Origin of the sequence: Sulfitobacter dubius, assembly GCF_900113435.1 — a bacterium.
Lineage (GTDB): Bacteria > Pseudomonadota > Alphaproteobacteria > Rhodobacterales > Rhodobacteraceae > Sulfitobacter > Sulfitobacter dubius.
Map to the genome: position 1 here is coordinate 1 of NZ_FOPG01000006.1, position 23,461 is coordinate 23,461.

Sequence of the window (23,461 nt, forward strand, 5' to 3'; positions counted from 1 at the left end):
GAGATCGACTTCGTCGCCAAACTCTTCCCGGAAGCCGCTTGATGATCGCAGTTCCTGCTCTTACTGCGCCGAAGCGGCGTTAATGCAACGGACCCATATTAGCAGACGCTAAGCCTGTGTATTCTCAAACAACATCACATGTACAATCCAAACCGCTGATCGTACATAACGACCGCGGAGGATTACTTAGAGCGAGACTCTTAAAACTTGGAGAGTTGCGCAAATCCCAACGTCCCGTCAAAATCACTGGCGCGATCTGTTACTCAACCTGCACAATGTATTTAGGTCTGCCGCAAACCTGCATTTCGCCAGACACGGTTTTCGGCTTTCACGGCCCTAGTTCCTATGGGAAGAACCTCAAATCCGTAGCCTTTGAACGGGCGTCAAAGATTATAGCAGGGTATTATCCTAGCGCCTTGCGGAAATGGTATATGGCTGAAGGAAGGTACAAGCTTCAAAGCGTTTATAAGGTAAAAGGGAGAAACCGGCCAACACGCGTAATTCGCGGATCGTTCTCCAGTTTGAAGTTAAGCTGCCATTCAGCCGCAGCTTCCGGATTATCTGCCAAGTGGTCTTGCAGGCGTTCCTGTGCATCCACGACCATGGTGCGGACCTTCCAACAACGAAACTCTCGGCCGCTTTTGCCTATCCGTTTATGCCCAAAAATTGGCAAACCACCATCCAGCGCAACGACAGCACAAAGGATAGCGATAACCGGCAATAACACGGGCAGGAGCATCAGGCCCAAGGCTATATCGAACAACGTCTTGCCCCAGCGAGCATAAAGCGACGACTGCCCAAGATTCATACAGTCGTGTTCCGACGCAATGGTATAATCGATCAATTGCTGCTTCATAGAGCAGCGCCCCCCGGCGCGGGAAAATGCTAAAAAAGTTCAAAATGTGGCAGTCGAAAACTCTTAGACTTGATTAGCCGAGTAACCTCTTTGTGACTAGGGGCCGCATGAAGCCTTTTTCTCAAACTGGATTTTATAAGGGGATTTACTCAATTGTTTTTAGACTTAATTTTAATTAAATGGTAGCAAGGTGACCTTTCAAGGAGGAGTCAATCGGCTCCGTCGAAAGCATCGGGAATCAGGTCCGTCCAGAACGCAACCATCTCTCTGGCACAAAGTGCCGCTTTCCAGCCGAGCCGCGAAAACTCTGACTTTAGCAGTTCATCATCCAGCCACGCGAGAAACAGACGACGGTCTGCATCACGCTGGGTTGGGGACCGGGAGTCAACGATCTCTTGTATCCTCGCCATGATCTGCGCCCGCGCTTTGCGTTCCTCCTCAATAACCGCTGCGCGTTCCGCCTCGGCGCTGTCTGCTGCGACGCTCTTTTCCCGCCGCTTTACCGCAGCTTGTTTGGCCTTTGACGTAGGTTCGGCCGGCGCGGCAGCTTTATAGTCGTTCCGCAATGCGGCCTGCAAGTATCCTATTGGACTGTCCACGGCCCCCCTGCCCTTTAGATATACGATCTTCTCCGAAACATAGTCTTCGCCATGTTCCGTAATCCATTGGCGGGCCAATCGGTCGCTAACACCAAGCTCCATCAGATTTGCATATACGGGCCCCTGGCGCAGCCCCTCGCCGTCGTCGATATCCAGCATCGCCAACTGAGGGTTTTCCTTAATCAGAAACCGCACTTCACTAACTTGCCGTCCCATCTTATGCAGTTCAGGCGTGATTAAAATGTTCGACGTCTTATTTACCTCGGCGACGGCGGGCTTGATGATTTTGGCGTTAAGATGTTTGAAGCTCTCATAATACGCGCTGCCGTCGACGCCCATCAGCCGCCGAAACAAATCTATCGGCCACCAACCTGTGGAACCAGTTCGCACGAACCGGTAACAGTTTTCGTACAGCGCCAATGCGTGGCCTGACGTGAACCTGCGCTGAATATTCAAGTTAATGAGCGCAAAGACCTTGGGATCATGAAGCTTTTCAGCCAGTGCCGGAGAATATGCGTATTCGCAAACCCCGCCCGAGAGTTTTGCATAAGACAGAAGAGCAGACACCCCCCACTCTTGCCGCCCGTTGGCATCCAGCATGTCCCATTCCGCCGTTGTCTCCGCCAAGCTGCGGAGCGATTGTTTGAGGGTGTCCATGTCGTTAGAATTATAGCCTACCATCATACACAATGTACGTGCGTCGATCTGATGTTTGTTTCGTGTGACAAGCGTGTCGTAGGCATTTAGCAACAACACATTGCTTAGCTTGCGCTGCAGCAGGGTGAGTTTGCCTGATACATGGATCGCGGCCACATTCTTTTTAACCGATTGGCGGCGTAGCGCACCTGTCAGCTTATCGTGGGGAATGGTGGGGTTCATCGTTATGCTCTGCTCTAGCGTCACATGGTTGGCGGCAGCCGCTCTTTAGCGTGACTTTAAAGCAGTATGGCGCAAAAGGTGCCTATGCTCAATCTTTCAATAGGCACCCATCTACAGGGCAAATTGAACCTGTAAACGGGTTCTTATGGGGCATCCGAACCGAACATCGCACCGTCCTGCCAACCTAAACCACCCACAGAGGGGCATGATTCGACTCTAAACACGGTCTACGGCCATCGGGTACCTTCCCCCCCGCGAATCGGCGCCTGCAAAACCGTATATGGGCACCCGCATTCCTGTAGCAGGGTTCCCTTGAACCTGCATACAGGTACCTAACTCAATGCAGTGATTTGATATTGTGTACTTATTTAAGGGCAAACATCTGAAAGATACACAAAGATCTACAACATTTATGGGTGTTTTTCTTATCTGAAAATTGTTGGAGAGACGTAGTTTCGCCTGCGAAACCCTACCTTACTTACAAAACATGCTCATCTTCTTAGTGATTCACACGCTGGCAAAGATGTGCGATAATTTACGCGATAACATCGAATAATGATGATCTGAACGAGGCATCACAACATGGACAAGAAGACAGGGGCCCCCCTACCCCCTTATTTTAATCTGGACCCTAAAGCTGCAGCAAGCAAATTGAGCCCGCCAGTAGACACTGCCAGATTCGCAAAAGCTGCTGCCTTTGCCGGAAGGGGGAGAGCAGATCTTGCCAAGCGCGGCTATGCGCCAGATGGCAAGAAAAAACTCCGGAAATTTTCGACCTGGGAAATCTGCCGATACCTTATTCCCGTAGCTCCTGCGCATCTGCGACGGGTGTTGAACAAGCACCCCGAGCTACCTCAGGGAGAAGGTGCAGGAAGCGCCAAACGGTTTAGCCTTGAAGAGATCCTGACGCTGCGAAACCACTTCGCCGAAGAAGGTGTGAGCACAAAAGAATACCGCCCTTACAGACCAAAAGGGTTGCCCGCAAAAGTTGTTGCTGTGGCCAATTTTAAAGGTGGTGTTGGCAAGACGTCGACCGCGGCGCATCTGGCGATGTCGGCGGCGTTGGATGGCTACAAAGTTCTGGTGGTGGACCTCGACTCTCAAGGGTCGATGACATCAATCATGGGCGGGCAGGTTCAAGACGAATGGCAGACGATTTTCCCGCTGCTGGCCCGCGACTATGCAGTGCAGGTCCAGGCCGAAAACCGCGTCCGTTCAGCAGCGGCGGAGCCTGAGATTCCGATGGATGAAACACTGACGGAAGCTTTGACGATCTCGCTTGGGGACGTGGTGCAAAAGACCCATTGGCCCAACATCGATTTGGTCGGCGCCCAGTTGAACCTGTACTGGGCGGAGTTCCAAATTCCTGTCTGGCGGATGGCGTTACGGCATTGGGCTTTGTGGGATGCGTTGTCGTCCGCCTTGGAGGCGGGCGGGGCCTTGGATGAATATGACATTATCCTTCTCGATACGCCCCCTGCCCTTGGCTATCTGACGATCAATGCGCTGGCGGCGGCGGATATCATTTTGGTGCCCTTGGGGGCGTCGTTTTTGGAGTTCGATTCCACGGGGCGGTTCTTTGATATGCTCTACTCTACCTTCGCCTCGATCGAGGAGGGAGAGAACGCCGCGCGGCGGCGCGAAGGGCTGCCAGAGATGAAGTTTGAATGGGATGTCGTCCGGGCGATTATCACGCGGTTCGATGCCAGCCAGCAGACAGATTTGGCCAATGTGATTCAAGCCTATTTCGGGGATATGACAAATACCTACCGGCAGGAATTTACGGCGATGGTCGGGCAGGCCGGGGAAAGCGTGAACGGGATTTACGAAGCCGACTATCGGGACTTTAATCGCGAGACCTATACCCGGGGCCGGGAGACTTTTGACCGGACATATGCCGAGTTCAAAGAGATATTGCTGGGCGCTTGGTGGCGCGATGATCAAGAGCGGAAGGAGGCCGAGAATGGCGAAACGCAGACAGCTTGAAGTCCCCTCGGCAGAGGCGCTTAGGGAAATCGAAGACGGTTTCGCACGCGAAACCTCCCGAATTGGGACCCGCGCGCCGATAGCCGATGTGGCGGCGGATGCAGCCCGGCATACGGACCCCCTGCCCCAGCATCTACGCGAAGAAAACGCGCGCGATAAGGCGGATGCAAAGGCGCTGCGATTGGCGCGGGAGAAGGGGCTTGTACTGACGGAAGTTCCGCTTCACGAGATCACTGCGGATGCCCTGAGCCGTGATCGGTTGAAGATGGATGAAGAGGATTTGGCCGAGCTTCGTCGGTCGATTGCAGACCACGGGCTGCGGCTTCCTATTGAGGTTTTTGAGCCGTCTAATCCAGAGGCTGCGGGCAAATATGCCTTGATCTCGGGGTTCCGACGTTTGGCCGCGGTGCGGGAGTTGAACGCGCTTTCGGGGGGCGAACGGCACCAGACGATTCAGGCTTTCGTGCGCAAACCAGACACATTGGCCGATGCCATTGTGGCAATGATCGAAGAGAATGAAATCAGGACCGGACTCAGCCAATATGAGCGTGGTCGGGCAGCCGCGATCACGGTGCATGATGGGGTCTTCGCTACGGTAGATGAGGCTGTGGCAACGCTGTTTTCTTCGGCCAGCAAGGCGAAACGCTCTAAGATCCGATCCTTTGCATTGGTGCATGAGGAACTGGGCGATATGCTGCGCTTTGGGCCTGAGCTTAGCGAGCGGCAGTGCTTGCGGGCTGCGACCGGCTTGCGGGCTGGTCAAAGTGAGGCGATGCGGACAGCGCTGGAATCCCATGCAGTTGCCACGGCGGAGGATGAATGGGCAGTGCTGGAGCCCCTTATTGAGGCCGTCGAAGGGGTCGGCGTTGACCCGAAACGGGGCGGTCGGCCCCGCAAGGTTATCGAGCGGTCAAAGCCAGTTCGCTTGGCCAATGATGTCACCATGGAGCGGGTGCAGACGGAGGATGGCTATGCCATTCGGATCCGGGGCGACCATGTGAATGAAGAGATGATTGAGCTGGTGATGGACCGGATCAAATACCTGCTTGAAGAAATCTGATACCAGGGGAGGTTTCGCGCGCGAAACCTCCCCATTTTTCCAACCGAAGTCATTTAGGTTTCGCGTGCGAAACCCCCTGCCCTTTTGAGCGTTCGCTGCCTTAGCAGGTCATTAATCGCCGCCTTCGATGCTGCCTTTCTCAGTGTTCAAAGGAGGCCGCGATGCCCATTCTCGACATTTTTCAAGATCACCATAACGGACTAACCGGCCCGATCTGCGGTGGCTTTGATGTAACCCCAGACGACGGCAGTGACCTCGCCGCGATGACACGCGGTGTGATGGTTTCATCTGCGGGCGATGTGGCTGTGGTTTTGAAAAATGGGGATGCGATCATCCTGCCCGGTTTGGCCCCCGGTGTGATCTATCCGGTCCGCGTCGCACGGGTGCTGGCGACGGGAACAACAGCCGCAGGCATCAAGGGGCTGATTTGATGTTGGGTATCGGGTTGGCTCCGTTTCATGCATACCGCAACCGGGTACCTATCGCGTTTCCTGTCGGGTTTAGCTGGGACCGTACCCTGTTCGATTTCGACATCGAACAAGTCGGCGGGCGGTACTGCGCAGCGGTTGAGCCGCGCAATCTGGTTGACCCTGCGATATGGAGCGGGCTGGCGTTGCATGTGGATGGGGCCGCTGGCGACGATGGTAATAGTGGGTTGGGCGTAGAGGATGGGGATTTCGCCAATGCCAAGCGCACCATCCACGCCGCTTTTGCTGCGGGCAATGCAACGGGGGCCGCTTATCGGGTGTTGGTCAAGGCAGGTAATTATGCCGAAGCGGCCTTTACCCGAAACGGCAATGAAGAGCCCAGCCAGCCGGTTGCGGTGATCGGCTGGGGCGGGGCGTTGCGCTATCGGGCGGGGCCGTTTTCGGTAGCGTGGAGTGCTGCGAACGGCACTTTTATGGCAAACGAAAGCTCGGTCCGCCGAGTGTTTCGCTGCGATGTGCTGACTGATGAGGGGCTTTATACCGAGCTGAGCGAGGCTCCGGATGTGGCCAGCTGCGCGGCGACAATGAACAGTTGGGTCCATGATGGGGCGTTGCTGCATGTGAACGTAGGCGGGACGCCCGGTGCCGAAGACATCGCGGTCATCCGGTCCTTTCATGGGGCGCGGTTCATGACCCATGACAAGGATTTCTACCTTGAGAATGTCCACTGCGAGGGCGGGATCAGCGGCGCATTGCATTTTGATGCGGTGGCGGCGCGCAACATCGTTGGGGTGAATTGCTCCTTCCGCTATTCCGCGCCGTCGAGCCCGACCGCTTTGCAGGATGCGGCGCGGGTGCGGCGGACGGATGGGCTGGTGGCCTTCTTCGGCTGTGACGCCTCGGGCGGGGCCAAGGACGGCTGGTCATTCCATGAGGACGGCACGGCGGGGATGCATGTGCTGTTGCAGGGCTGCTCTAGCTGGAGGAATGGGTTCAGTACGGCGACGTCTTGCAATGGGTTCACCACCCATGACGGGGTGCGGGCGATCCTGTTGGGCGGCGATTTCGGTCTGTCGCGCAACGGGACCGAAGTACATGTCATCCAATCGACTGAGACATGGGCAGCGGGATGTCGGGCCGCGGCGCGGGATGTGGATGGCACATCGGTTGCGTTCAAATGCTCGAACGACGCGCTGATGTGGTTGCAGGATTGTGCGGGCGACGCAGCAGGGCAGGCGGAGAATTACGCTTTGCAGGCAAACTCCGGCACGGTTTTTACGCGGGGTTTTGTCGCTACATCGGGTGGGGTTGATGTGACTTCAGGTGGCTCTGTTACGCCGTTCTGAGACAGGTTTTGGGCCAGTTCGGTCCAATCTGGCACGAGCTCGGGCGCGCGGGTCCAGGTTTCGCAGCGATCCAGTGCATCTGGGCTGCTGTAGCCGATTACTGAGGGGAGCGACGGATGGCAAAGGCGATCCGGCCCGAGGGTCGGCAGCCCGTGGTGCCGGTAGAGCAGGATGCGGTTAGAGTTGGTCGTTTGATACTCGACCCCCGGCTCATCGCGGTAGGGGGCGAGGCCGATGTCGGCGTGGGCGATATAGGCGAGGGTGGTGTTGAAGTCCTGCTCGCCGTGCCACGTGATATTGGGCAAGGCGGGCGGTGTTTGACGTAGGCGGCCGAGGACGTGGACTTGCCATTGCGGGCGGGCGACGGCCAAACGCGTGAGGGCGGGGATGTCTAGTAGCGTGGTTCCTGCACAGACGGCGACGGGGCCTGGACGGGGCGTCGGGTAAGGGTCAGCAATGCTGACCCTTATTTCTGTGTGGGGGATGCCGATCGGGTCGATGGTGACATTCTGGTGGTTGGCGAAACGGGCGGCGATATGGGGGCTGGCGGTGCTGATGCGGGTGAAATGGCCGTAATCCCGCTCGGCGCGTAGGAGGATATCCGGGGCGTTGAGCAGGCGGATGTCATCTGAGACGCGGTAAATACGGGCGGCCTGCGGGGCCTGTTCGGCCAGCAGTGGTCCGAGCAGGACCGGCGGGCCGCTTTCGCATATGACAAGGTCGGCACAAGATAGCGGCGCGCGGAGGAGGGGGCGCCAGTGGTTGGTGAAGAGCCCGAAGCTGGGTTCTAGGAGTCTGTTGATCGGGGCACTTTTGGTTCTGACTGGGTGGATGGGCGGCAGGCTGTAAATCGATGTGAGATTTGTTCCGTGGTGGTGGATGCCGTGGTGTGGCGGGCCGTCGAGCGTGGCCAGGCGGACATCGCCGAAGATTTTGGACAGCCAGCTATAGCCGACGGTCACATGGGTTATATGCCAGCCCGCAGCGCGGAGGTGGTGCGAAACCCAGAGCATGCTTGGGCGGCGTTTTTGGAAGGGGAAATGACCGGTGAGGAGAACCGCGCGTTTCATGTGACTATCCTTCGGTAAGGGATCAGGAGGAGTGCGCCGTAAAGGGCGCTTGCGAGGGTGAGTTGGACCGGGAGGGTCAGAGGCGGGAGCACGGCGAAGAACGCGACCGCGGCGGCTGCAGCGCAGAGGGGCGCTGTGAGGGGTGACAGGGCGGCGAGGGTGAGGCCAAGGAGCGGCAGGGCGCGGGTAAGGTGCCATAGGGCGGTCAGGAGGGCTGCGAGGCTGATTGAGGCGGCGAGAGCGGTGGGGGTCGGTGCGAGGGTGCCGAAGATGCAGGTTACGCCCAGTAGGAGCGCCGCGCGGTGGAGCATCAGGCGGGTGTGACTTCCGGCGATGAGCATTTGGTTTATGGGCATGAGTAGCGCGGACAGGAGGCCGAAACCTGCAAGAGCGATGAGGATCGGCGTGGCGGCCTTCGCCGGTGCTGGGCCGATGAGGAGGGGAAGTGCGGATGGGGCGGCGAGGAAGATGAAACCCCAGACCCATAGGGAGAGCGTGGCGGTGAGGCGAAGGTGTTCGGGGAGGGCGGCCGTTCGTTGGGAAACTGGAAGCTGGCGGAGTTGGGGGAGCGCGAGGAAGCGAAGAGGCGAGAGGGTGAGCGCCTCAATAAGGTTGAGTATTCGGGCCGCGATTTGGAACGCGCCTGCGGCGGGCAGGCCGAAGGCGAAAGCGGTGGCGAGTTGCATGAGGGGGAAAAGGGCGGCGTTAATAAGGTCTCGGATAGAGATTTCGGTAACTAAACCGCTTATTAGTATCTGATATTGCCAATTGGGGAGGCTTTGGGGGCGCCACATGGCCAAGCGATAGGACAGGACCGCGTTTATGGCAGCGTGGCTGAGCGCAAAGGTTACCAGTGCCCATGGTCCGGAACCGTTCCATAGCATCCAGAAGGCTAGGAGGGCGGCGATCGCCTGACTGGCCATGGTACGCAGCGCTAGTGCGCGGAGTTGAAGCCGCTGGCGAATAATTCCTTCGGAAACGGCGCCGATCCCGTTTAGGAGCGGAACCGCGCTGAGGGCGATGAGCAACGGGGCGGAGAGGGCAATGCCGATGGCGGCGAAGCACAGCGATAAGGCGATGCCGCTGCCAAGTGATAGGGCAAAGAGCGCGTCTTGGCGGCGTTGATGGGCCCCTAGGATGATCACGCTTTCACCGATACCGGCTTTGTGCAGTCCTTGGGTTAGACGGATCGGGGCGAAGGCGGTGGCGAAGGCGCCGATCTCGGCCAAGGAGAGGAATCGCGCGGCAAGGATGAAGATCCCGGCGTTGATACCAACACGGGACCATTGCAGGACGAAAGACCAGAACCGCGGGCTCATGCCGGGGCTGCTTTGGGATGTGTGAACCCACGCAGTAAGGGGCGCTCTAAGAGCAGATGGGTCAGCAGGCCGAAGCAGAGCGCAATGAGGCAGGTCATGCCGACATAGACCCAAGCACCGAGGAGCGTTGTAGGGAGGAGTGGCAACAGGAGAACTGTTGCCGCGCGGAGAGCAAAGCGGTGCGATAGGTAGAGCGCGAATGAGGCGTCTCCGAGCAGTTGCCCGGGGATCGTGCGCGTAGGGCAAAAGAGCGTGCCAGCCGCGACAATCAGCACAGCGGGGAGACCGGCGACTAGAAAGCGGGGCAGAGACAGCGGGTCAAGGGCGATGAGAAGGGCGAAACCGAGGGACAGAGCTGCGGTGCAGAGAAATGGGTTTGGGCGCGTCCAACCGCCTTGCCAGAGGCGGGCGAGAGCGATGCCGAAAAGGAATTCGAGGATCAGGGGATTGGTCCAGAAAATAAGCTGCGGGAGGTGGAAATTGATTGTTAACCCTAGAGCGGTAAGGCTTACCAAGAGGCCCGAAACCGCCAGCAAGGGGCGAGACAGCGCAAGGCAGAGTGCCGTCAGCGCGTAAAAACAGATTTCGTAATTGAGCGTCCAGCCCAGTGACAGCACCGGCGCGATACGGCCATCAGGGCGGGCGTAGGGGAAAAAGACGTAGGAACTGATGATCTGCGCGGGATCGAGCGGGGTGTCTTTGACGGCAGCAGGGAGGAGGAGCAAAGCCGCGACCATGAGCGTGGTGAAGACGTAGTAGAGCGGTGCGACGCGCAGCAACCGCCGCCAGAAGAATGCCCAAGGGCGGCCAATGAAGCGCTGTGCTGAAAGGGCGATAACGAAACCGGAAATGACAAAGAAAATGTCGACGCCGCGGGTCCATGGGAGGGCGTTACCAGGTAGGGGAAGGGCGAAGTAATGCTCTGCCTCGGCCAAGACATGGCCGATCAGCACCATCACCGCGGCGAGCCCTCGTAAGGCTTGGAGGCCGGGGAGCCTAGGCCCGTTCATGGCGGGGTGTCGTTGCGTGAGGCCGACGCCGTTGGGAGGCGAAGAGCGTGACTTGGCGGACCAGACTGTCGGGCAGGGGTGGAGAATGCAGCTTTGGTCTGCGGCGCGATCGGAAAAAGGGCAGATCTGGTTGGGGTTGCGGGATTTCTTGGCGCGTGACCAATTTCAAGAGACCCGCGATGAGAGCGAGTGAAAACAACATGTTTTGGTGGGTGAAGTAGACTGAGTGGCTTGAAAACATCAGCGAAGCGCCGATCTGCGCATAGGCTACGGCAAAGCCGAGTGAAGTACGCGATCGGATGAAAATACGCCGGATCACAAAGCCAACGAGGGCTAGGAATAGCGCCCCAAGCAGCGGCCCGAAATCGACATATGCGGCAGTGAGCAAAGGAAATTCGCCCCCGCCCAGCACCTCCTGTAGCGCTTCGGCGCGGGGGGCGAGGATGCGGGCGAAATAGCCGTCGGTGAAAGTGAGGAACATCAAACCTTCTAGGTTCAAGCCCCCCCATGTATGCGGAACCTCGACCGCAAGGGGGGCAAAGCCGTTCCACATGTCGTTAACGAGGTAGAAGGCCAGCTTTTGCGTGCCGATGTCGAGCGTTGGACGGTCAATCATTGGGCTGGTGATCGACTCGCGCGCCATCCAGAGGCCGAGGAAAAGACCCACAGCCAGCAGGCTCCACCCCCAACCGACCAGCCGCCCTCGAATCAGGCAGGCGACGAGGTAACACGACAGGAGGAGTTGCAGTAGCAGCAGGCGTTGGCTCATCACGATTGGCAGGATCAAAAGCGCCAGCGTGTTGCCGATCAGGGTGGCGAGCAGCAAGCAGCGGATTTGGCGGGGCAGGGGGCCGAGACATAGAAGCGCTGTGGCCAGACAGGCGGTGGCGGGCAGGGCCGCGTAGAAAAGGCGCATGCCGGTGAAAAGCTTGTTCTCCAGCAGCAGATCGCGGGTGGTGAGGCTGTCGATATAGACAGAGGCGGCGAGATTGATCAGCCCGCCCGCTTTGGCCGCTGTGGTCGCGATCCAAACTGCGGTGACCCCGAGTAGCAGAAGGTTGAGGGCGAAGGTCAGATAGGCCGCGCGGATGAGGTTGATCTGCGCCGTGCCTTTGCGCTGGCGGCGCCGTGAAAAACGCGCGGCGGTGTCGCCCACGGCATAGGCCAGCAGGCCCAGCAACAGCCAAGCCAACCCGGTGGCGGCAAAAACCGAAAGGCCAAGATGTTCGCGGCGCATGAAGGTTTGGACGAGATCGAGACGGTCGAGATGGGCGAGCGTAAGCGCTACGGCGGCCCCTGACAGGCCCCAGCAGATGAGCAATAGGGAGAGAGGGGAGAGCGCCCATCTCATGCGGCGATGCGTGTGATTTGTACGGCTTGGTACACGGCGATGTCTGCCGCGCAGAGTGTCTCAATTTTGGGGCGTAAATTGGCGGGAAACTCGGTGGGAACGGGGGCCACGTTGCGCCGCCAAAGGGGCAGGGGGGTACCAATGTGGCGCTGCAAATGTTTCGCGAAAATATGGGGTTGAGACAGATCGCCGATGATATCGAAGCGCGCGAGTGCCGCGGTGGCGCGGGCGACAAGAGGGGCTGGGTCTTGGCCCGGAAGAAGGCTTTGGCCTGCGAAGTAAAAGAGGTATTGCGAGGCCAGCCGCGCGGCGTCGGCTGTGTCGAGGAAACCCGCCAATGTGGCTGGTCGTGAGGGGGTGGGGTGGCGGCGTTGCAGGTAGTTGTAATGCGACACGAAACGCACCACCGGGTCGCGCAGCAGAGTGACGAAAGTATAGTTTTTTGCGCCGCGATCGTGAAGTTCAGGGTCGTATTGCACATGGCCCGAGATCATTCGGATGCCTTGGTTTGCCGACTGGTGCAGTTGCGCCCTGCGGCGTGCATAATCTGCCAAGATCCGAGTTTCAGCAGGCAGTGCGGGATCGCCGGGATCAAGGTTAATCACCGCCTGGGACATGAAATAGCGCAACCGCAACGCTGCGCCAAAGCTGGAGCCACCGCATTTCGGGACGTGGATATAGATGATCCGGGGCATGGAACCTCTGTCAGCTTGGCGGGCGGTGCCGCGTTAAGGCTTGTGAAAGGATTGCAGCGGTTTGGTTAACGCGACCTTAACGGCGGTTTGGGGCAAGGTGCGCAGCCGCGTCTTGAAAACTGGACGTGAAGGTAATACCTTTGAAATATAATTCCTTACTAAGGGCGATTCCGATGCCGACCACTGTGACTTCCAAGGGCCAAGTGACCATCCCAAAGGCCGTGCGCGACCTTTTGGGCCTGCATGCGGGCAGCAAAGTGAGTTTCCGTCGGACGCGTGATGGGCGGGTGGAAATCGTTCCCCAAGAAGAGGTGCAGCCCAAAAGCAGCTTTGCCCAATACCGCGGTCATGCGGGGGCGGGGATGGATACCGATGCGATAATGGCGCTGACGCGCGATTTGCCAGCGGAGCCGGATGCTTGACGCTGATCGACACGAATGTGTTGTTGGATTTGGTGACCGATGACCCGCAGTTCGCAGAGTGGTCGATTGCGCAGCTCGAAGCGGCCTCATTGGCGGGCCCGTTGCTGATTAATGACGTGATCTCTGCCGAGCTTTCGGTGCGCTATGACAGCAAGGAACAGCTTGATGACTTTATCAGTGGCATCGGATTGAAGCGTGACCCTATTCCCGATGCGGCTCTGTTTCTGGCGGGCAAAGTCTTTCGGAAATACCGCAAAGCGGGCGGCACGCGCAGTGGCGTTTTGCCGGATTTCTTTATCGGCGCCCATGCCGCAGTCCGTGGTTTGCCGCTGCTCACGCGCGATCTAGGCCGCTACCGGAGCTACTATCCGACCGTTGAGGTCATCGCGCCGGTTAAAGGCAAATTCTAAGAAAATTTCGTTCATTAAGCATCTGGCGCCGGGTGTTGTGGCGGATGTGGCCTGCGAAAACGACCGAGTGAAAGCGTTTGGCCGGGTGCCAGACGGCGATCTGCGCGGGCTCTATGAAGGGGCATCTGGGTTTGTATTTGCGGCATTGCATGAGGGTTTTGGCATTCCGCCACTTGAGGCGATGCGATTGGGCGTACCGGTAATCTGCGCGCGCAGTGGGGCGATGCCGGAGGTTTTGGGGGATGCTCCACTTTGGTTCAACCCGCGGGAGGAGAGGGATATTGCGCGGACGATGAAGAGGTTTGTGGGTATCGACAGCAACGCGAGGATTGAGATGATCCGGGCTGGGCAGCGACAAGCGCAGAAATATTGCTGGCGTAAGAGTGCGCTGATGTTAGCAGAGGGCGTGGTGGGGGTAACGCGGCAGCTGCCTTCCGACAGGGAGGCTGTCGCGGACGGCCCGTTTGTTCCGCAGCGCCGCCCGGCTGGCTGATTACTCTCATTTCAACTGGTAAAACCCCGTCATTTTAAACTGGGTTCAGCCGTAGATTTTAGGCGGCTGTTTTCATCTCCATAGCGGGTCTAATGCCGCTGATGCCCATTTTTGGTCTCTTGCTGTTGTAAGTTCAGAGCTATTTAGGGGCCTGCTGATCTGCTCCCGTGAAAAGTCCTGTGTCTTGAGTTAGCCTCTTCTCCAACAAAGAGACCGACGATGAGGAAAAGCCGTTTCAGCCCATTGATCTCATGAGGTCTCTCTGCGACGGCGTGCCCATAATTCACGCGCAAACTCTCTGGCGTTTGTCAAAGAAACTTCGGGGCCCCCAAGCAGCTTAAGCGCAACCGCTGCAGTTTCGATGATCTCACCGATTGCGGTTGGCGGCTCAAAGTAGCCATCCCAAATTGCCTGCCACGTTTCCAGGCGCGTAAATCCAGCAGCGTGAGGGTGCTGTTTCGATTTTTGAACAGTTGGCCCAACAACCCAGTGATCTGTTGTCTCTTCTGCTTGGAGCAGAAACAGGTCCTGACCTTTGCCCGCGATAATTTGCGCCGCGTCCCGCTGTCCAGAGAGCACGCCGAAAGTGTCCCACCCCAAAAGTCTCGCGGTATCGCGATGTAGTTTAGGATGCTCCCCTCCGCGCTGGCCTGCCAAAGTCGTTCCTGCGGCTCCGGGGTTGAGCATCGCAGCGACGAAATGTGCGGCATTCGGCATCATAAACAACGGATATAATGCAGCCAGTTTTGAAACCCCGGGCGCAAAATACCCAATGGGTAAGAATGCGAGGCTATTGGTGGAAGATAGCGCCCGCGTTGAAGGCGCGACGTGCAGATTGGCGTGGTCAAACGCTTGGTGAACGATGCCACCGTCATAGCCATGAAGCACCACTTTGTATCCGGCACTTGCAACCAGCCGGGCGGCGTGAATGAAGAGCGGTATGCCTTGGGCACGCGGCGACAGATAGGCCGGCCAGTCTAGATCAGCGGGGCCGTTGCCGATTGCCGGTAGCTGGCTATGTTGCCGCGCCGCGCGACTGAAACCGGCTAGTTCCTGACTCATCAAGCCACGTGATCGAAGCGCAATTAGAAACGCCCCAACCTGCGCATCGGCAATGGCGCCCGACAGCAAAATACCAAAGGCATCCTCAGCCTCGGATTGTGACATCGGTCGAGTTTGGCCCGCCGCGTTTCCAATCATTGCGATATATCCTGCAAACCGCTGAACAGGATCGGCGTGTCTGGCAGAGACCGCAAGCCTGCGGGCCAGTTCTGTGGAATCGGGGCCTGCTTCGCTCCATTGATTGAGCGCGAGAGGCGGGTGGTGAAGCAAGGGGCCGGGCGATGCTGCTTTGTCAGGCCCGGGATAGAGCAAGGCGTTCGCCTCGGAGACGAGCGCACGTATGCGCAGCCTTAGACTTTCAGCGAAGGGGGTCGGTATCATGCCTTTGCCAGTGCGGTAAAAGACCTCTTGACCATAATGTTCACGTAGTTGGCGCAGGTTGCGGCTAATGGCAGAGGGCGTTTTCCCTAATTTTTCAGCAGCGCGACCTAGGTTCCCTTCAACCAACAACGCATCAAAGACGATCAGCAGCTTCAAGCGATCAAGATCCTGTACGATATCGACCGCTGAATCCTCTACGTTTGCTGCTGCGCCGTCCATGATCTGTCCAATTTCAATCTGAGTTAACTTAGAGGCGTTCTAAGTAGCTTGTATTTGTCCTAGGCCTGAAGCTCCTATAGCCGACAAAAGAAGTCAGGAATAGGGGCCAGCGTCACGCATACGAGAGTGTGCAGTGCATTTTGGGCCTTTAATTTAATCGATAGGACCAAAATATGAGAACTCTACTGACCGCGGCACTTTTCGGAGCCGTCGCCACGCTTGCAACCGCCGAGGACATTACAGTGGAGACGGCGAGAGGCCCGGTTGCAGTGCAATCCGCCCCTGAAACGCTCGTTAGTCTGGACCTCGCCATTCTCGATATTCTCGACCGTTTGGAGATTCCAGTTGCTGGGGTCGCTGGGGGTGTAAAACCAGAGTATCTGACCCAGTATGGCAATCCGCCTTATAAACAGCTCGGCAGCTTTTTTGAACCCGATCTGGAGGGTTTGAACGCCTTGTCGCCCGACCTTGCTATTGTCGCGGGACGCTCAGCATCCGCGTTCGACAACGTGTCTTCGGTTGCACCCACGATTGATCTTACCGCGCAGAGCACCGACCTCTTCGGCTCGCTGCGACGCAATATGACCGAGATCGGGTCGCTCTACGGCAAGGAAGATATGGCCGCGGAGTTACTGGCGGATTTGGATTCTCGCCTTGCAACGCTGCGCCAATTGTCCTCGGAGGCTGGTACCGCGCTGGTGATCATCACCACTGGCGGTCGCATGAGCACACATGGCGCTGAGGGGCGGTTTGCTATTGTGTTCAACGAGATGGGCTTTGCGCCAGCAATCAAAGAGGTGAAGGCCGGAAATCACGGGCAGCCGATCTCGAATGAGTTCATTCTGGAAACCAATCCGGATTGGGTCTTTGTTGTCGACCGTGATGCGGCCATCGGGCGCGATGGGCAACCTGCCGCGCAAATGCTCGACAATGCTTTGGTCACCAAAACCAAGGCAGCGCAGGCCGACCAGATTATCTTCTTGGACCCTGCGGATTGGTATCTTGTTGGTGCAGCCGGCCCGACCGCGCTGGAGCGTGCCATGACGCAGATCATGTCCGCCCTTCAGGACTAAGCGTTGATGCGACTGCGCGCCCATATTCCCATGACCAATGGTGCGCAGTCCGATTTGCGTCACCTGCGCAACGCATTGATCTGCGGTTTTGTGTTGGCGGTGCTATCTGTGGCCAGCTTGTTAGTTGGCGCGACTGGCATAGGGTTGGTCAGCCTCATGAGCGACCCCAATGCTTGGGATATTTTGCTGATCAGTCGCGTGCCACGCACGGCGGCACTGATTATTGCGGGGACCAGTTCCGCTATCATGGGGGCAATTGTACAGCGGTTGGTTAGCAACCGCTTTGTTGAACCGTCAACAATGGGGACGATCGACTGTGCCAGTTTCGGTTTGCTGCTGGGGTTGTTGTTTGCGCCCAATGCGGCACCGATGGGACGTATGCTTATCGCAGCAGCTGGCGCTTGGATTGGCACGGCCTTTTTCATGATATTGCTCCGCACGGTGCCGCTGAAATCTCCGCTTATGCCCCCGTTGTTGGGCATCGCCTTTGGCGGCGTGATCGGCGCTATGACCAGTTTCATCGCCTATCGGTTTGATCTTATGCAATCCCTTTCCGCTTGGAGTACGGCAGATTTCTCAGTCGTGCTGAAAGAGCGTTATGAGCTACTGTACATAGCCGCGGCTGTGACGGGGTTGGGGTGGTTGCTTGCAGACCGTTTCACCTTGGCCGGGCTGGGGGATAACGTCGCAAGAGGGTTGGGGCTAAACCCTTTGGCGGTGCTTGCAATTGGCATCACGATAGTTGCGGGTGTTTCTGGTGCGATTGTGGTGACCGTTGGCTTTATCCCGTTTTTGGGGCTGGTCGTACCAAATCTGATTGCGCGCTGGCGTGGCGATAACCTGCGGCGCTCCTTGCCGTTGGTGGCATGGCTCGGTGCTGCACTGACGCTGTTATGCGATATCTTCGGACGGCTGGTGTTTCACCCCTATGACCTACCTATCGGGGTAACCATGGGGGTTCTTGGGGCGGTTATCTTCCTTGGAATGATCCTTAGAAAGTTCGGGCGATGAACCCGGTCGCGCGGGTTACGCGCGCCCGTATGCTCATGGGGTTAGCTGCGGCGGAATGCATAGTGCTTGCCGTTGGACTTTTGACGATCAATGCTGTGGGTGATTGGGGCTTCGTACTCTCTTTGCGGGGCAGTAAACTGGTGACCATTGCGCTTGTCGCCTGGGCAATCCCGTTCTCAACGGTGCTGTTTCATACCCTGTCCAATAACCAGATCCTGACCCCTTCGATCATGGGCTTCGATGCCTTGTTCGTATTGGTGCAAACATTGGGTGTTTTCATATTGGGTTCTGTTCAGGTTTCTATCCTCGATCCGCACTTGGTTTTTGCCGGAGAGCTGGTGGTAATGTCTGCCTTTTCGATGGCCCTGTACTGGCTCTTGTATGCGCGCATGTCGCACGCAATTGAGGTGCTGCTTTTGGTGGGCATTATCTGCGGTGTGCTGTTCCGATCAGTCGCGGGACTGCTTCAGCGGTTGATTGACCCCGGCGAATTCTTGGTTTTGCAAGACCGCCTATTTGCAAGTTTCAACAGCGCCAGCAGCGGAGAACAAGCCTGTGCCGCCTTGATCATTTGTCTTTCGACGCTGTGGGCATGGGTGCGGTTTCCGTCACTGGATGCCATGTTGTTGGGGCGTAGCGGTGCTGTGGCTGTGGGCGTGAACTATGACCGTATCGCCAAAGAGACCTTTCTAATCGTTACCCTTCAAGTGGCGGCGGCGACGGCATTGGTCGGGCCGATCACTTTCTTTGGACTGTTGGTGGTGCATCTAACCTATCGCCTGTTGCCGGGCGCGCCGCACCGCCTGACGATTCCTTTGTCGGTACTGATCGGGGGCACTCTGCTGATCGGCGCACAGGTCATACTGGAACGCCTGTTGGGCTTCCTTGGCACGGTCGGCATGGTTGTCGAGTTCATTGGTGGCATCGCCTTTATCCTGCTGTTGATCGGGTCACGCAAATGATTGAAATCGAAAATCTACGCAAATCCTACGCGGGTTTGCCGGTGGTGGATATTCCTGCGCTTACTATGCCGCAGGGGGGAGTCACGGCCATTATCGGGCCTAACGGAGCAGGCAAGTCGACATTGCTGTCTTTGATCGGGCGGTTAGAAACACCGGGCGGGGGCGGCGTGTTCCTAGACGGAGAGAATGTTCGCAGCTTTCGCAGCACTGATCTGGCCAAGCGTCTGGCGATGCTTAAGCAAGACAACAGCCTAACCGCCCGCCTGACAGTGGCCGACCTTGTTGCATTTGGCCGCTTTCCGCATTGCAACGGGCGCCCCACAGATCGAGACAGGGCAAAGGTAAGCGAGGCTCTGGAGTTGGTCCGGATGACCGAGCTTAAAGATCGCTTTCTGGACGAGTTGTCCGGTGGACAGCGACAGCGGGCGTTCATTGCGATGGTGCTGGCGCAAGACACCGAATATGCCCTGTTCGATGAGCCACTCAACAGTTTGGATATTAGCCATGCCGTTGCGGTGATGCGGCTGTTGCACAGCGTCGCCCGCACGATGGGAAAAACCATAGTTGTCGTGCTGCATGATCTTAATTTCGTCGCCCGCTATGCCGATCATGTAATCGCCATGAAAGCGGGTAGGGTCGTCGAAACCGCACCCGCCTCTCACGCTATTCGAGAGGATCTATTGAAACAGCTCTATGACACTGATGTCGCCGTATCTACCCGAGATGGAAGAACATTTGTTGATGTCTATGGCTGAAACCCAAGTTCCCAATTTGCCCGTTCCGCCAGCCGCTCAAGCCGCCAGCTATCGCTTTAGGGCCCCACGATCCGACAAGAGGATGATAGAATGAGTAAGAAGATCACAGCCCGCTTGATGATGACTGTCGCTTGCAGCGCCATCGCAGCCGCTAGCGCTATTGCGTCCAAACCTGCCGCCGCACAAGGCGCCGATGCGGCAGCATTTGACCTTGGCACAATCACTGTGACCGCTGGTGGCTTTACCCAAGATGTCATTGACGCGCCCGCCTCAGTTACAGTGGTCACCAGCGAAGAGCTTGCCACGGGGAATGTGACCAACCTGTCCGACGCGCTTCGCGGTGTGCCGGGGGTGGCCACGACTGGTGTTGCAGGGGAAAAAGACATCAAAATTCGCGGGTTGCCCGGGGATTACACGTTGATTTTGGTTGACGGTAAACGTCAGGGCACACGCGAGAGCCGCACCAATGGGTCGGCAGGATTTGAACAAAGTTTTATCCCACCTGTGTCCGCAATTGACCGGATTGAAATTGTGCGCGGACCGATGTCGTCGCTCTACGGCTCTGATGCGATGGGCGGGGTGATCAACATCATCACAAAACCGGTCTCACCCGTCTGGAGTGGTTCGGTGACCGCGGAGACGCGCATCCCTCAACATAGCAAAGATGGGGATTCGAACCAGCTTTCGTTCTATCTGAATGGGCCCATCGTCAAAGACAAGCTGGGCCTCCAAATCTGGGGTCGACGCCTGATGTCGGGTGAATCGCAAATTCTAGACGGGCCGCGCGAACAAGAGGATCTAGACTTGACCGGGCGGTTGACTTGGACACCCTCCGCAGATCACGAGATCGCCTTGGAGTACGGCCGCACGACCATTGAGCGCTATTCAAATCCGGGGGAAAGCCTTGATCCTGCGGATGATCCGGACAGGCAGGACAATATCCGCGAGGACCTGTCGCTCAGCTATCTTGGCTATTGGGGCAACTCTACCACCGAGTTGAGCTATCAGCGCGAGGTCGGTGAGCGGACGAATTATGACTGGGTCTCCGGTGCGTTGGTTGAGGATGACAGGTCACCCGAAATCGTCAATTCGGTCATCGACGGAAAGATCACGACACCGTTTTCATTCCATGGCGACCATACGCTGGTTAGCGGTTTTCAATTCCGTCGCGCCGATCTGACAGACCAAAACCCCGGGCTGGCCGATGGAATAGACTATAAATACACATCGGATGAATGGGCGCTCTTTGCCGAAGATGAATGGCGTGTGACCCCCGAACTCGCTGTGACGGCTGGGCTACGTTACACAGATAGCGATGCGTTTGGCGGCAAGCTTACGCCGCGTCTCTACGGCGTTTGGAGTGCGACACCAAACCTTACAATAAAGGGCGGCGTCTCGACAGGTTACCGCACACCCTCTAGCCGACAAACGGTTCCGGGCTATTATTACACTACGCAACGGGGCGCTGGTGTCTTGGTGTCAAACCCCGATCTCAAACCAGAATCGAGCACGAACTTTGAGTTGACCGCGTTGTGGCAGGGCGACTCGGTAGAGATTGGCGGCACGGCATTCCGCACCGATTTCCGCGACAAGATCGAGAACTTCAACACCGGAGAACCTATTGAGGTCGCTGGAACGACCTATAACCGCTGGGAATACTACAACGTCCAAGATGCCACTATTCAGGGGATTGAACTAACCGCCAGCGCGGTCTTGTCAGACACGGTTTCGCTGCGCGGATCTTACACGCTTACCGATTCCGAACAGGATTCAGGGGATTTCGAAGGGTTGCCATTGTCACGGACACCGCGCAACGCTGCCAGCATTCGACTGGATTGGATCACGCCTGTCGCGGGTCTGGATGCATGGGCAGTGGCAAGTTACCACGGTTCAGAGGTCAACTCAGGCGCGCGGATCGGAACCAATGGAACACCATATGCAACCGATGCATCCGGCGCAGTCATTGCCTATGAATACGATCCCTATACGACACTGGATATTGGTATGACCTATGAGGTGAATGATGCGACGACAGTAAACGCTGCGATTTACAACGTGGGCGATGCGTCGATAACCGACAGCGACAACAACACCTATCAATCCGGGCGCACAGTCTGGCTAGGGGTCACCGCAAAGTTCTAATCGGCGCAACAATGCCAATTAGAAGGGGCTAAATTGCGGCGATCAGCGGGCGGGCACTGCTTGCATGCTGATCGTCGTAAGAGACCCGCGAAGGTCGATGATGCCCTAAGACGTGCAGGCAGCCTAACAGACCTGAGGTTGCTGGTTCTTTACGGTGACAACATCAAAGCCTCACAGCGAAGAAGTGCGTGTCACTATGGGGCAGTTGCATCTGATCAGGTTGATCTAATCGGCTTCGGCTCGTTTCACTTTTTGATGCTCGTCTTCGATAAGGCCGATCTTCCAATAGCCAGAAATGTATGTGTCTGAACGCGGCAGTTGTTTCTCCTGATGCAAGAAGGCCCGCAAGCTTCTGATGACACCGGATTCGCCCGCGATGCAGGTTTGAACGCGCCCCTCTGGCCACGGGATGGCACGGATGAAGTCCTCTTGTGCGGTGGACGCGTTTTGCGGATCGGGCTGGACCAGCCAATGGATTTCAACCCCCTCGGGGGCGTGGATATCCTGTTTGTCCTCGATTGATGTCACTTCGAAAATCGCGACACCCTTTGCGTCTCTTGGCATCGCCTCAAGCGTGACCGCCGCCACAGGAATCGCGGAAGGGTCGGCGGCGACCAAATACCAATTGGCGCTGAAATCGACGACTTTCGGCAGGCTGGGGCCCAAGAAGGCGAGGAAATCCCCAGCTTTGGCGTGGCTGGCCCATTTGGATGCTGGGCCATTGTCGCCGTGGGCTACAAAATCAATGCTCATCTCGCCATTGACCGCGTCGTGACTGCGCACCGTGTAGGTCCGTCGAGGCGGCGGTGGGCCTTTTTCGAGACGATCCACAAAGGCAGTGCGTTCTTCGCCATCGTTGGGCAGCATGATTTTGCAATTCGCGCCCTCGCGCCCTTCCGGAAAACCATCAAGTTCAGGCCCGGCGAAGGTAACGCGGATCATATTCGGCGTAAGATACCACGCATCTTTGACCGTCAGTATGCGTGGTCCGGGCCGGCCTGTTGGTTTGGCTGCAGCCTGTTTAAGCTTTGAGATAACGGTCATGTTCGTCTCCACAGAAGAGAAGGTCTTTAATCCTAGTATATTTATCAGAAATAGGGATTGGAAATCATTTTGTAAGAGTTGCTGTTGCGTAATTCTGTTAAGCCGACAGAAAACATAGCGCGGTGCAGTTAATCATGTGTGTGGCAGGCCAGCGCCAAGTCTTGGAGATACTTCTGATCATGGCCTTTGCGATCAGGTCGATCATTCTTTGGACAAGGTCATCGCGATTTATACCGAACCTCATTGGCGAAACGCCGGACTATCCGGCGATCCGACGGAGCCAGAAGGGGGCAATAATCGAAATCCCTGATGCTCTGCCATTGCAGGATGCACCCTATGTGCTCTCCCGCTTCGTCCGGATGCCGGCGGAAGCGCGGAGCGTGAGCGCTACTGGAGGTGATTGGGCCACCGCGCCTGGCGCAATCTGTTCAAATGGTAGGTGCGGCATTGGTCCCCTTTGTCCCCGACGGAATCGACAATTCATCGAAAGGCTCCGGCACCAGCGCAAGCGAAGAGCTTCCTGCGCGGAACCGCAAGGCTTGCCCCATAGACCCGAAGTATTCTCCACGAGAAAACTCTCCCGGCCCATTGGATGTAGAATCTATCCTGCTCAACTGTAGCGCAGTCAAACCGGTTCACCGCAGTTTCGACTCGCTGCTGTGATTAAAGCTGCCCGACTGGTCCTCTGACGTACTCAGTAAAGGGTATCGCCGTGGGTGTCGGCCCTAACTCACCTGCTCTGCGCCTAGTAAAACGCTATATAAACAGTCCCTTACGCTGATGTTCCGTGAATTCTGATCTTTTCGTAATTTTCTGCTTGCGGGTTTGTGCGTCTAACCTTAGAACCCCCTCTACCGGCGGCGCAGAGATGCGGCGGCGGGGCGCCAG

The 23,461-nt window shown here is 57.2% G+C and carries 21 protein-coding genes; 12 read left to right on the forward strand and 9 right to left on the reverse strand.

The features are described 5' to 3' along the window. Positions 1-463: 463 nt before the first annotated feature. Positions 464-856, reverse strand: coding sequence for a sugar transferase (locus tag BM229_RS17280; RefSeq protein WP_093928899.1), 393 nt, complete (start codon positions 854-856; stop codon positions 464-466). Between the two features lie 209 nt (positions 857-1,065). Further along, entirely contained in the window at positions 1,066-2,334 is a 1,269-nt protein-coding gene (locus BM229_RS17285; protein WP_093928900.1) for a RepB family plasmid replication initiator protein, read from the reverse strand. A 582-nt stretch (positions 2,335-2,916) separates the two neighbouring features. Between BM229_RS17285 and BM229_RS17290 the strand changes: the two genes are divergently transcribed. The 4 genes from BM229_RS17290 (at position 2,917) to BM229_RS17305 (ending at position 7,154) form a co-directional block, all read left to right on the forward strand. Then, a complete protein-coding gene (locus BM229_RS17290; protein ID WP_093928901.1) occupies positions 2,917-4,320 on the forward strand; it encodes an AAA family ATPase in 1,404 nt (467 codons plus the stop codon). Next, positions 4,298-5,380: a ParB/RepB/Spo0J family partition protein gene (locus BM229_RS17295; protein WP_093928902.1), complete on the forward strand. Its 1,083-nt coding sequence runs from the start codon at positions 4,298-4,300 to the stop codon at positions 5,378-5,380. Before BM229_RS17290 ends, BM229_RS17295 begins: the two co-directional genes overlap by 23 nt. A gap of 161 nt (positions 5,381-5,541) precedes the next feature. Then, positions 5,542-5,811: a spike base protein, RCAP_Rcc01079 family gene (locus BM229_RS17300; RefSeq protein ID WP_093928903.1), complete on the forward strand. Its 270-nt coding sequence runs from the start codon at positions 5,542-5,544 to the stop codon at positions 5,809-5,811. Next, the gene (locus BM229_RS17305) at positions 5,811-7,154 is read left to right on the forward strand and encodes a hypothetical protein (RefSeq protein ID WP_093928904.1); all 1,344 of its coding nucleotides are present in this window, start codon (positions 5,811-5,813) and stop codon (positions 7,152-7,154) included. The genes BM229_RS17300 and BM229_RS17305 overlap by 1 nt, the downstream gene beginning before the upstream one ends. Here the strand turns inward: BM229_RS17305 and BM229_RS18115 are convergent. Genes BM229_RS18115 through BM229_RS17335 form a run of 5 tightly spaced genes read right to left on the reverse strand, consistent with a single transcriptional unit; the run spans position 7,052 to position 12,599 of the window. Continuing rightward, positions 7,052-8,224 carry a glycosyltransferase family 4 protein gene (locus tag BM229_RS18115; RefSeq protein WP_139226304.1) on the reverse strand — a complete coding sequence of 391 codons (1,173 nt, stop codon included), beginning with the start codon at positions 8,222-8,224 and terminating at the stop codon, positions 7,052-7,054. The genes BM229_RS17305 and BM229_RS18115 overlap by 103 nt on opposite strands. Further along, the gene (locus tag BM229_RS17320; protein WP_093928907.1) at positions 8,221-9,543 is read right to left on the reverse strand and encodes an oligosaccharide flippase family protein; all 1,323 of its coding nucleotides are present in this window, start codon (positions 9,541-9,543) and stop codon (positions 8,221-8,223) included. Before BM229_RS17320 ends, BM229_RS18115 begins: the two co-directional genes overlap by 4 nt. Next, positions 9,540-10,553 carry an acyltransferase family protein gene (locus BM229_RS17325; RefSeq protein WP_093928908.1) on the reverse strand — a complete coding sequence of 338 codons (1,014 nt, stop codon included), beginning with the start codon at positions 10,551-10,553 and terminating at the stop codon, positions 9,540-9,542. Before BM229_RS17325 ends, BM229_RS17320 begins: the two co-directional genes overlap by 4 nt. After that, positions 10,540-11,904 (reverse strand): O-antigen polymerase, encoded by a 1,365-nt coding sequence (locus BM229_RS17330; RefSeq protein WP_139226305.1) that lies wholly within the window; start codon positions 11,902-11,904, stop codon positions 10,540-10,542. Before BM229_RS17330 ends, BM229_RS17325 begins: the two co-directional genes overlap by 14 nt. Next, positions 11,901-12,599, reverse strand: a complete 699-nt coding sequence (locus BM229_RS17335; protein WP_093928910.1) for a sulfotransferase family 2 domain-containing protein — start codon at positions 12,597-12,599, stop codon at positions 11,901-11,903. Before BM229_RS17335 ends, BM229_RS17330 begins: the two co-directional genes overlap by 4 nt. Positions 12,600-12,772: 173 nt before the next feature. Between BM229_RS17335 and BM229_RS17340 the strand changes: the two genes are divergently transcribed. The 3 genes from BM229_RS17340 to BM229_RS17350 all read left to right on the forward strand — a co-directional run bounded on the left by BM229_RS17340 (position 12,773) and on the right by BM229_RS17350 (position 13,924). Beyond that, positions 12,773-13,021, forward strand: a complete 249-nt coding sequence (locus BM229_RS17340; protein ID WP_093928911.1) for an AbrB/MazE/SpoVT family DNA-binding domain-containing protein — start codon at positions 12,773-12,775, stop codon at positions 13,019-13,021. Then, the gene (locus BM229_RS17345) at positions 13,018-13,431 is read left to right on the forward strand and encodes a type II toxin-antitoxin system VapC family toxin (protein ID WP_093928912.1); all 414 of its coding nucleotides are present in this window, start codon (positions 13,018-13,020) and stop codon (positions 13,429-13,431) included. The genes BM229_RS17340 and BM229_RS17345 overlap by 4 nt, the downstream gene beginning before the upstream one ends. 67 nt (positions 13,432-13,498) lie before the next feature. Then, the gene (locus BM229_RS17350; protein WP_276326656.1) at positions 13,499-13,924 is read left to right on the forward strand and encodes a glycosyltransferase; all 426 of its coding nucleotides are present in this window, start codon (positions 13,499-13,501) and stop codon (positions 13,922-13,924) included. 249 nt (positions 13,925-14,173) lie between these two features. Here BM229_RS17350 and BM229_RS17355 read toward each other — a convergent pair whose 3' ends face one another. Further along, positions 14,174-15,586 (reverse strand): LysR family transcriptional regulator, encoded by a 1,413-nt coding sequence (locus BM229_RS17355; RefSeq protein WP_093928914.1) that lies wholly within the window; start codon positions 15,584-15,586, stop codon positions 14,174-14,176. Positions 15,587-15,759: 173 nt separating this feature from the next. On the opposite strand from BM229_RS17355, the gene BM229_RS17360 reads away from it, so the two are divergent. From BM229_RS17360 to BM229_RS17380, 5 genes are all read left to right on the forward strand, one after another. After that, positions 15,760-16,659 (forward strand): siderophore ABC transporter substrate-binding protein, encoded by a 900-nt coding sequence (locus tag BM229_RS17360; RefSeq protein ID WP_093928915.1) that lies wholly within the window; start codon positions 15,760-15,762, stop codon positions 16,657-16,659. Between the two features lie 6 nt (positions 16,660-16,665). Further along, on the forward strand, positions 16,666-17,670 hold the full coding sequence (locus tag BM229_RS17365) for an ABC transporter permease (RefSeq protein WP_208604119.1): 1,005 nt from the start codon (positions 16,666-16,668) through the stop codon (positions 17,668-17,670). Beyond that, entirely contained in the window at positions 17,667-18,632 is a 966-nt protein-coding gene (locus BM229_RS17370) for an iron chelate uptake ABC transporter family permease subunit (RefSeq protein WP_093928916.1), read from the forward strand. The genes BM229_RS17365 and BM229_RS17370 overlap by 4 nt, the downstream gene beginning before the upstream one ends. Beyond that, positions 18,629-19,387 carry an iron ABC transporter ATP-binding protein gene (locus tag BM229_RS17375; protein WP_093928917.1) on the forward strand — a complete coding sequence of 253 codons (759 nt, stop codon included), beginning with the start codon at positions 18,629-18,631 and terminating at the stop codon, positions 19,385-19,387. Before BM229_RS17370 ends, BM229_RS17375 begins: the two co-directional genes overlap by 4 nt. A 90-nt stretch (positions 19,388-19,477) precedes the next feature. Then, complete coding sequence (locus tag BM229_RS17380; protein ID WP_093928918.1) at positions 19,478-21,529, forward strand: TonB-dependent receptor domain-containing protein; 2,052 nt, start codon at positions 19,478-19,480, stop codon at positions 21,527-21,529. Between the two features lie 225 nt (positions 21,530-21,754). Here BM229_RS17380 and BM229_RS17385 read toward each other — a convergent pair whose 3' ends face one another. After that, a complete protein-coding gene (locus tag BM229_RS17385) occupies positions 21,755-22,573 on the reverse strand; it encodes a siderophore-interacting protein (protein ID WP_093928919.1) in 819 nt (272 codons plus the stop codon). Positions 22,574-23,461: the final 888 nt, after the last annotated feature.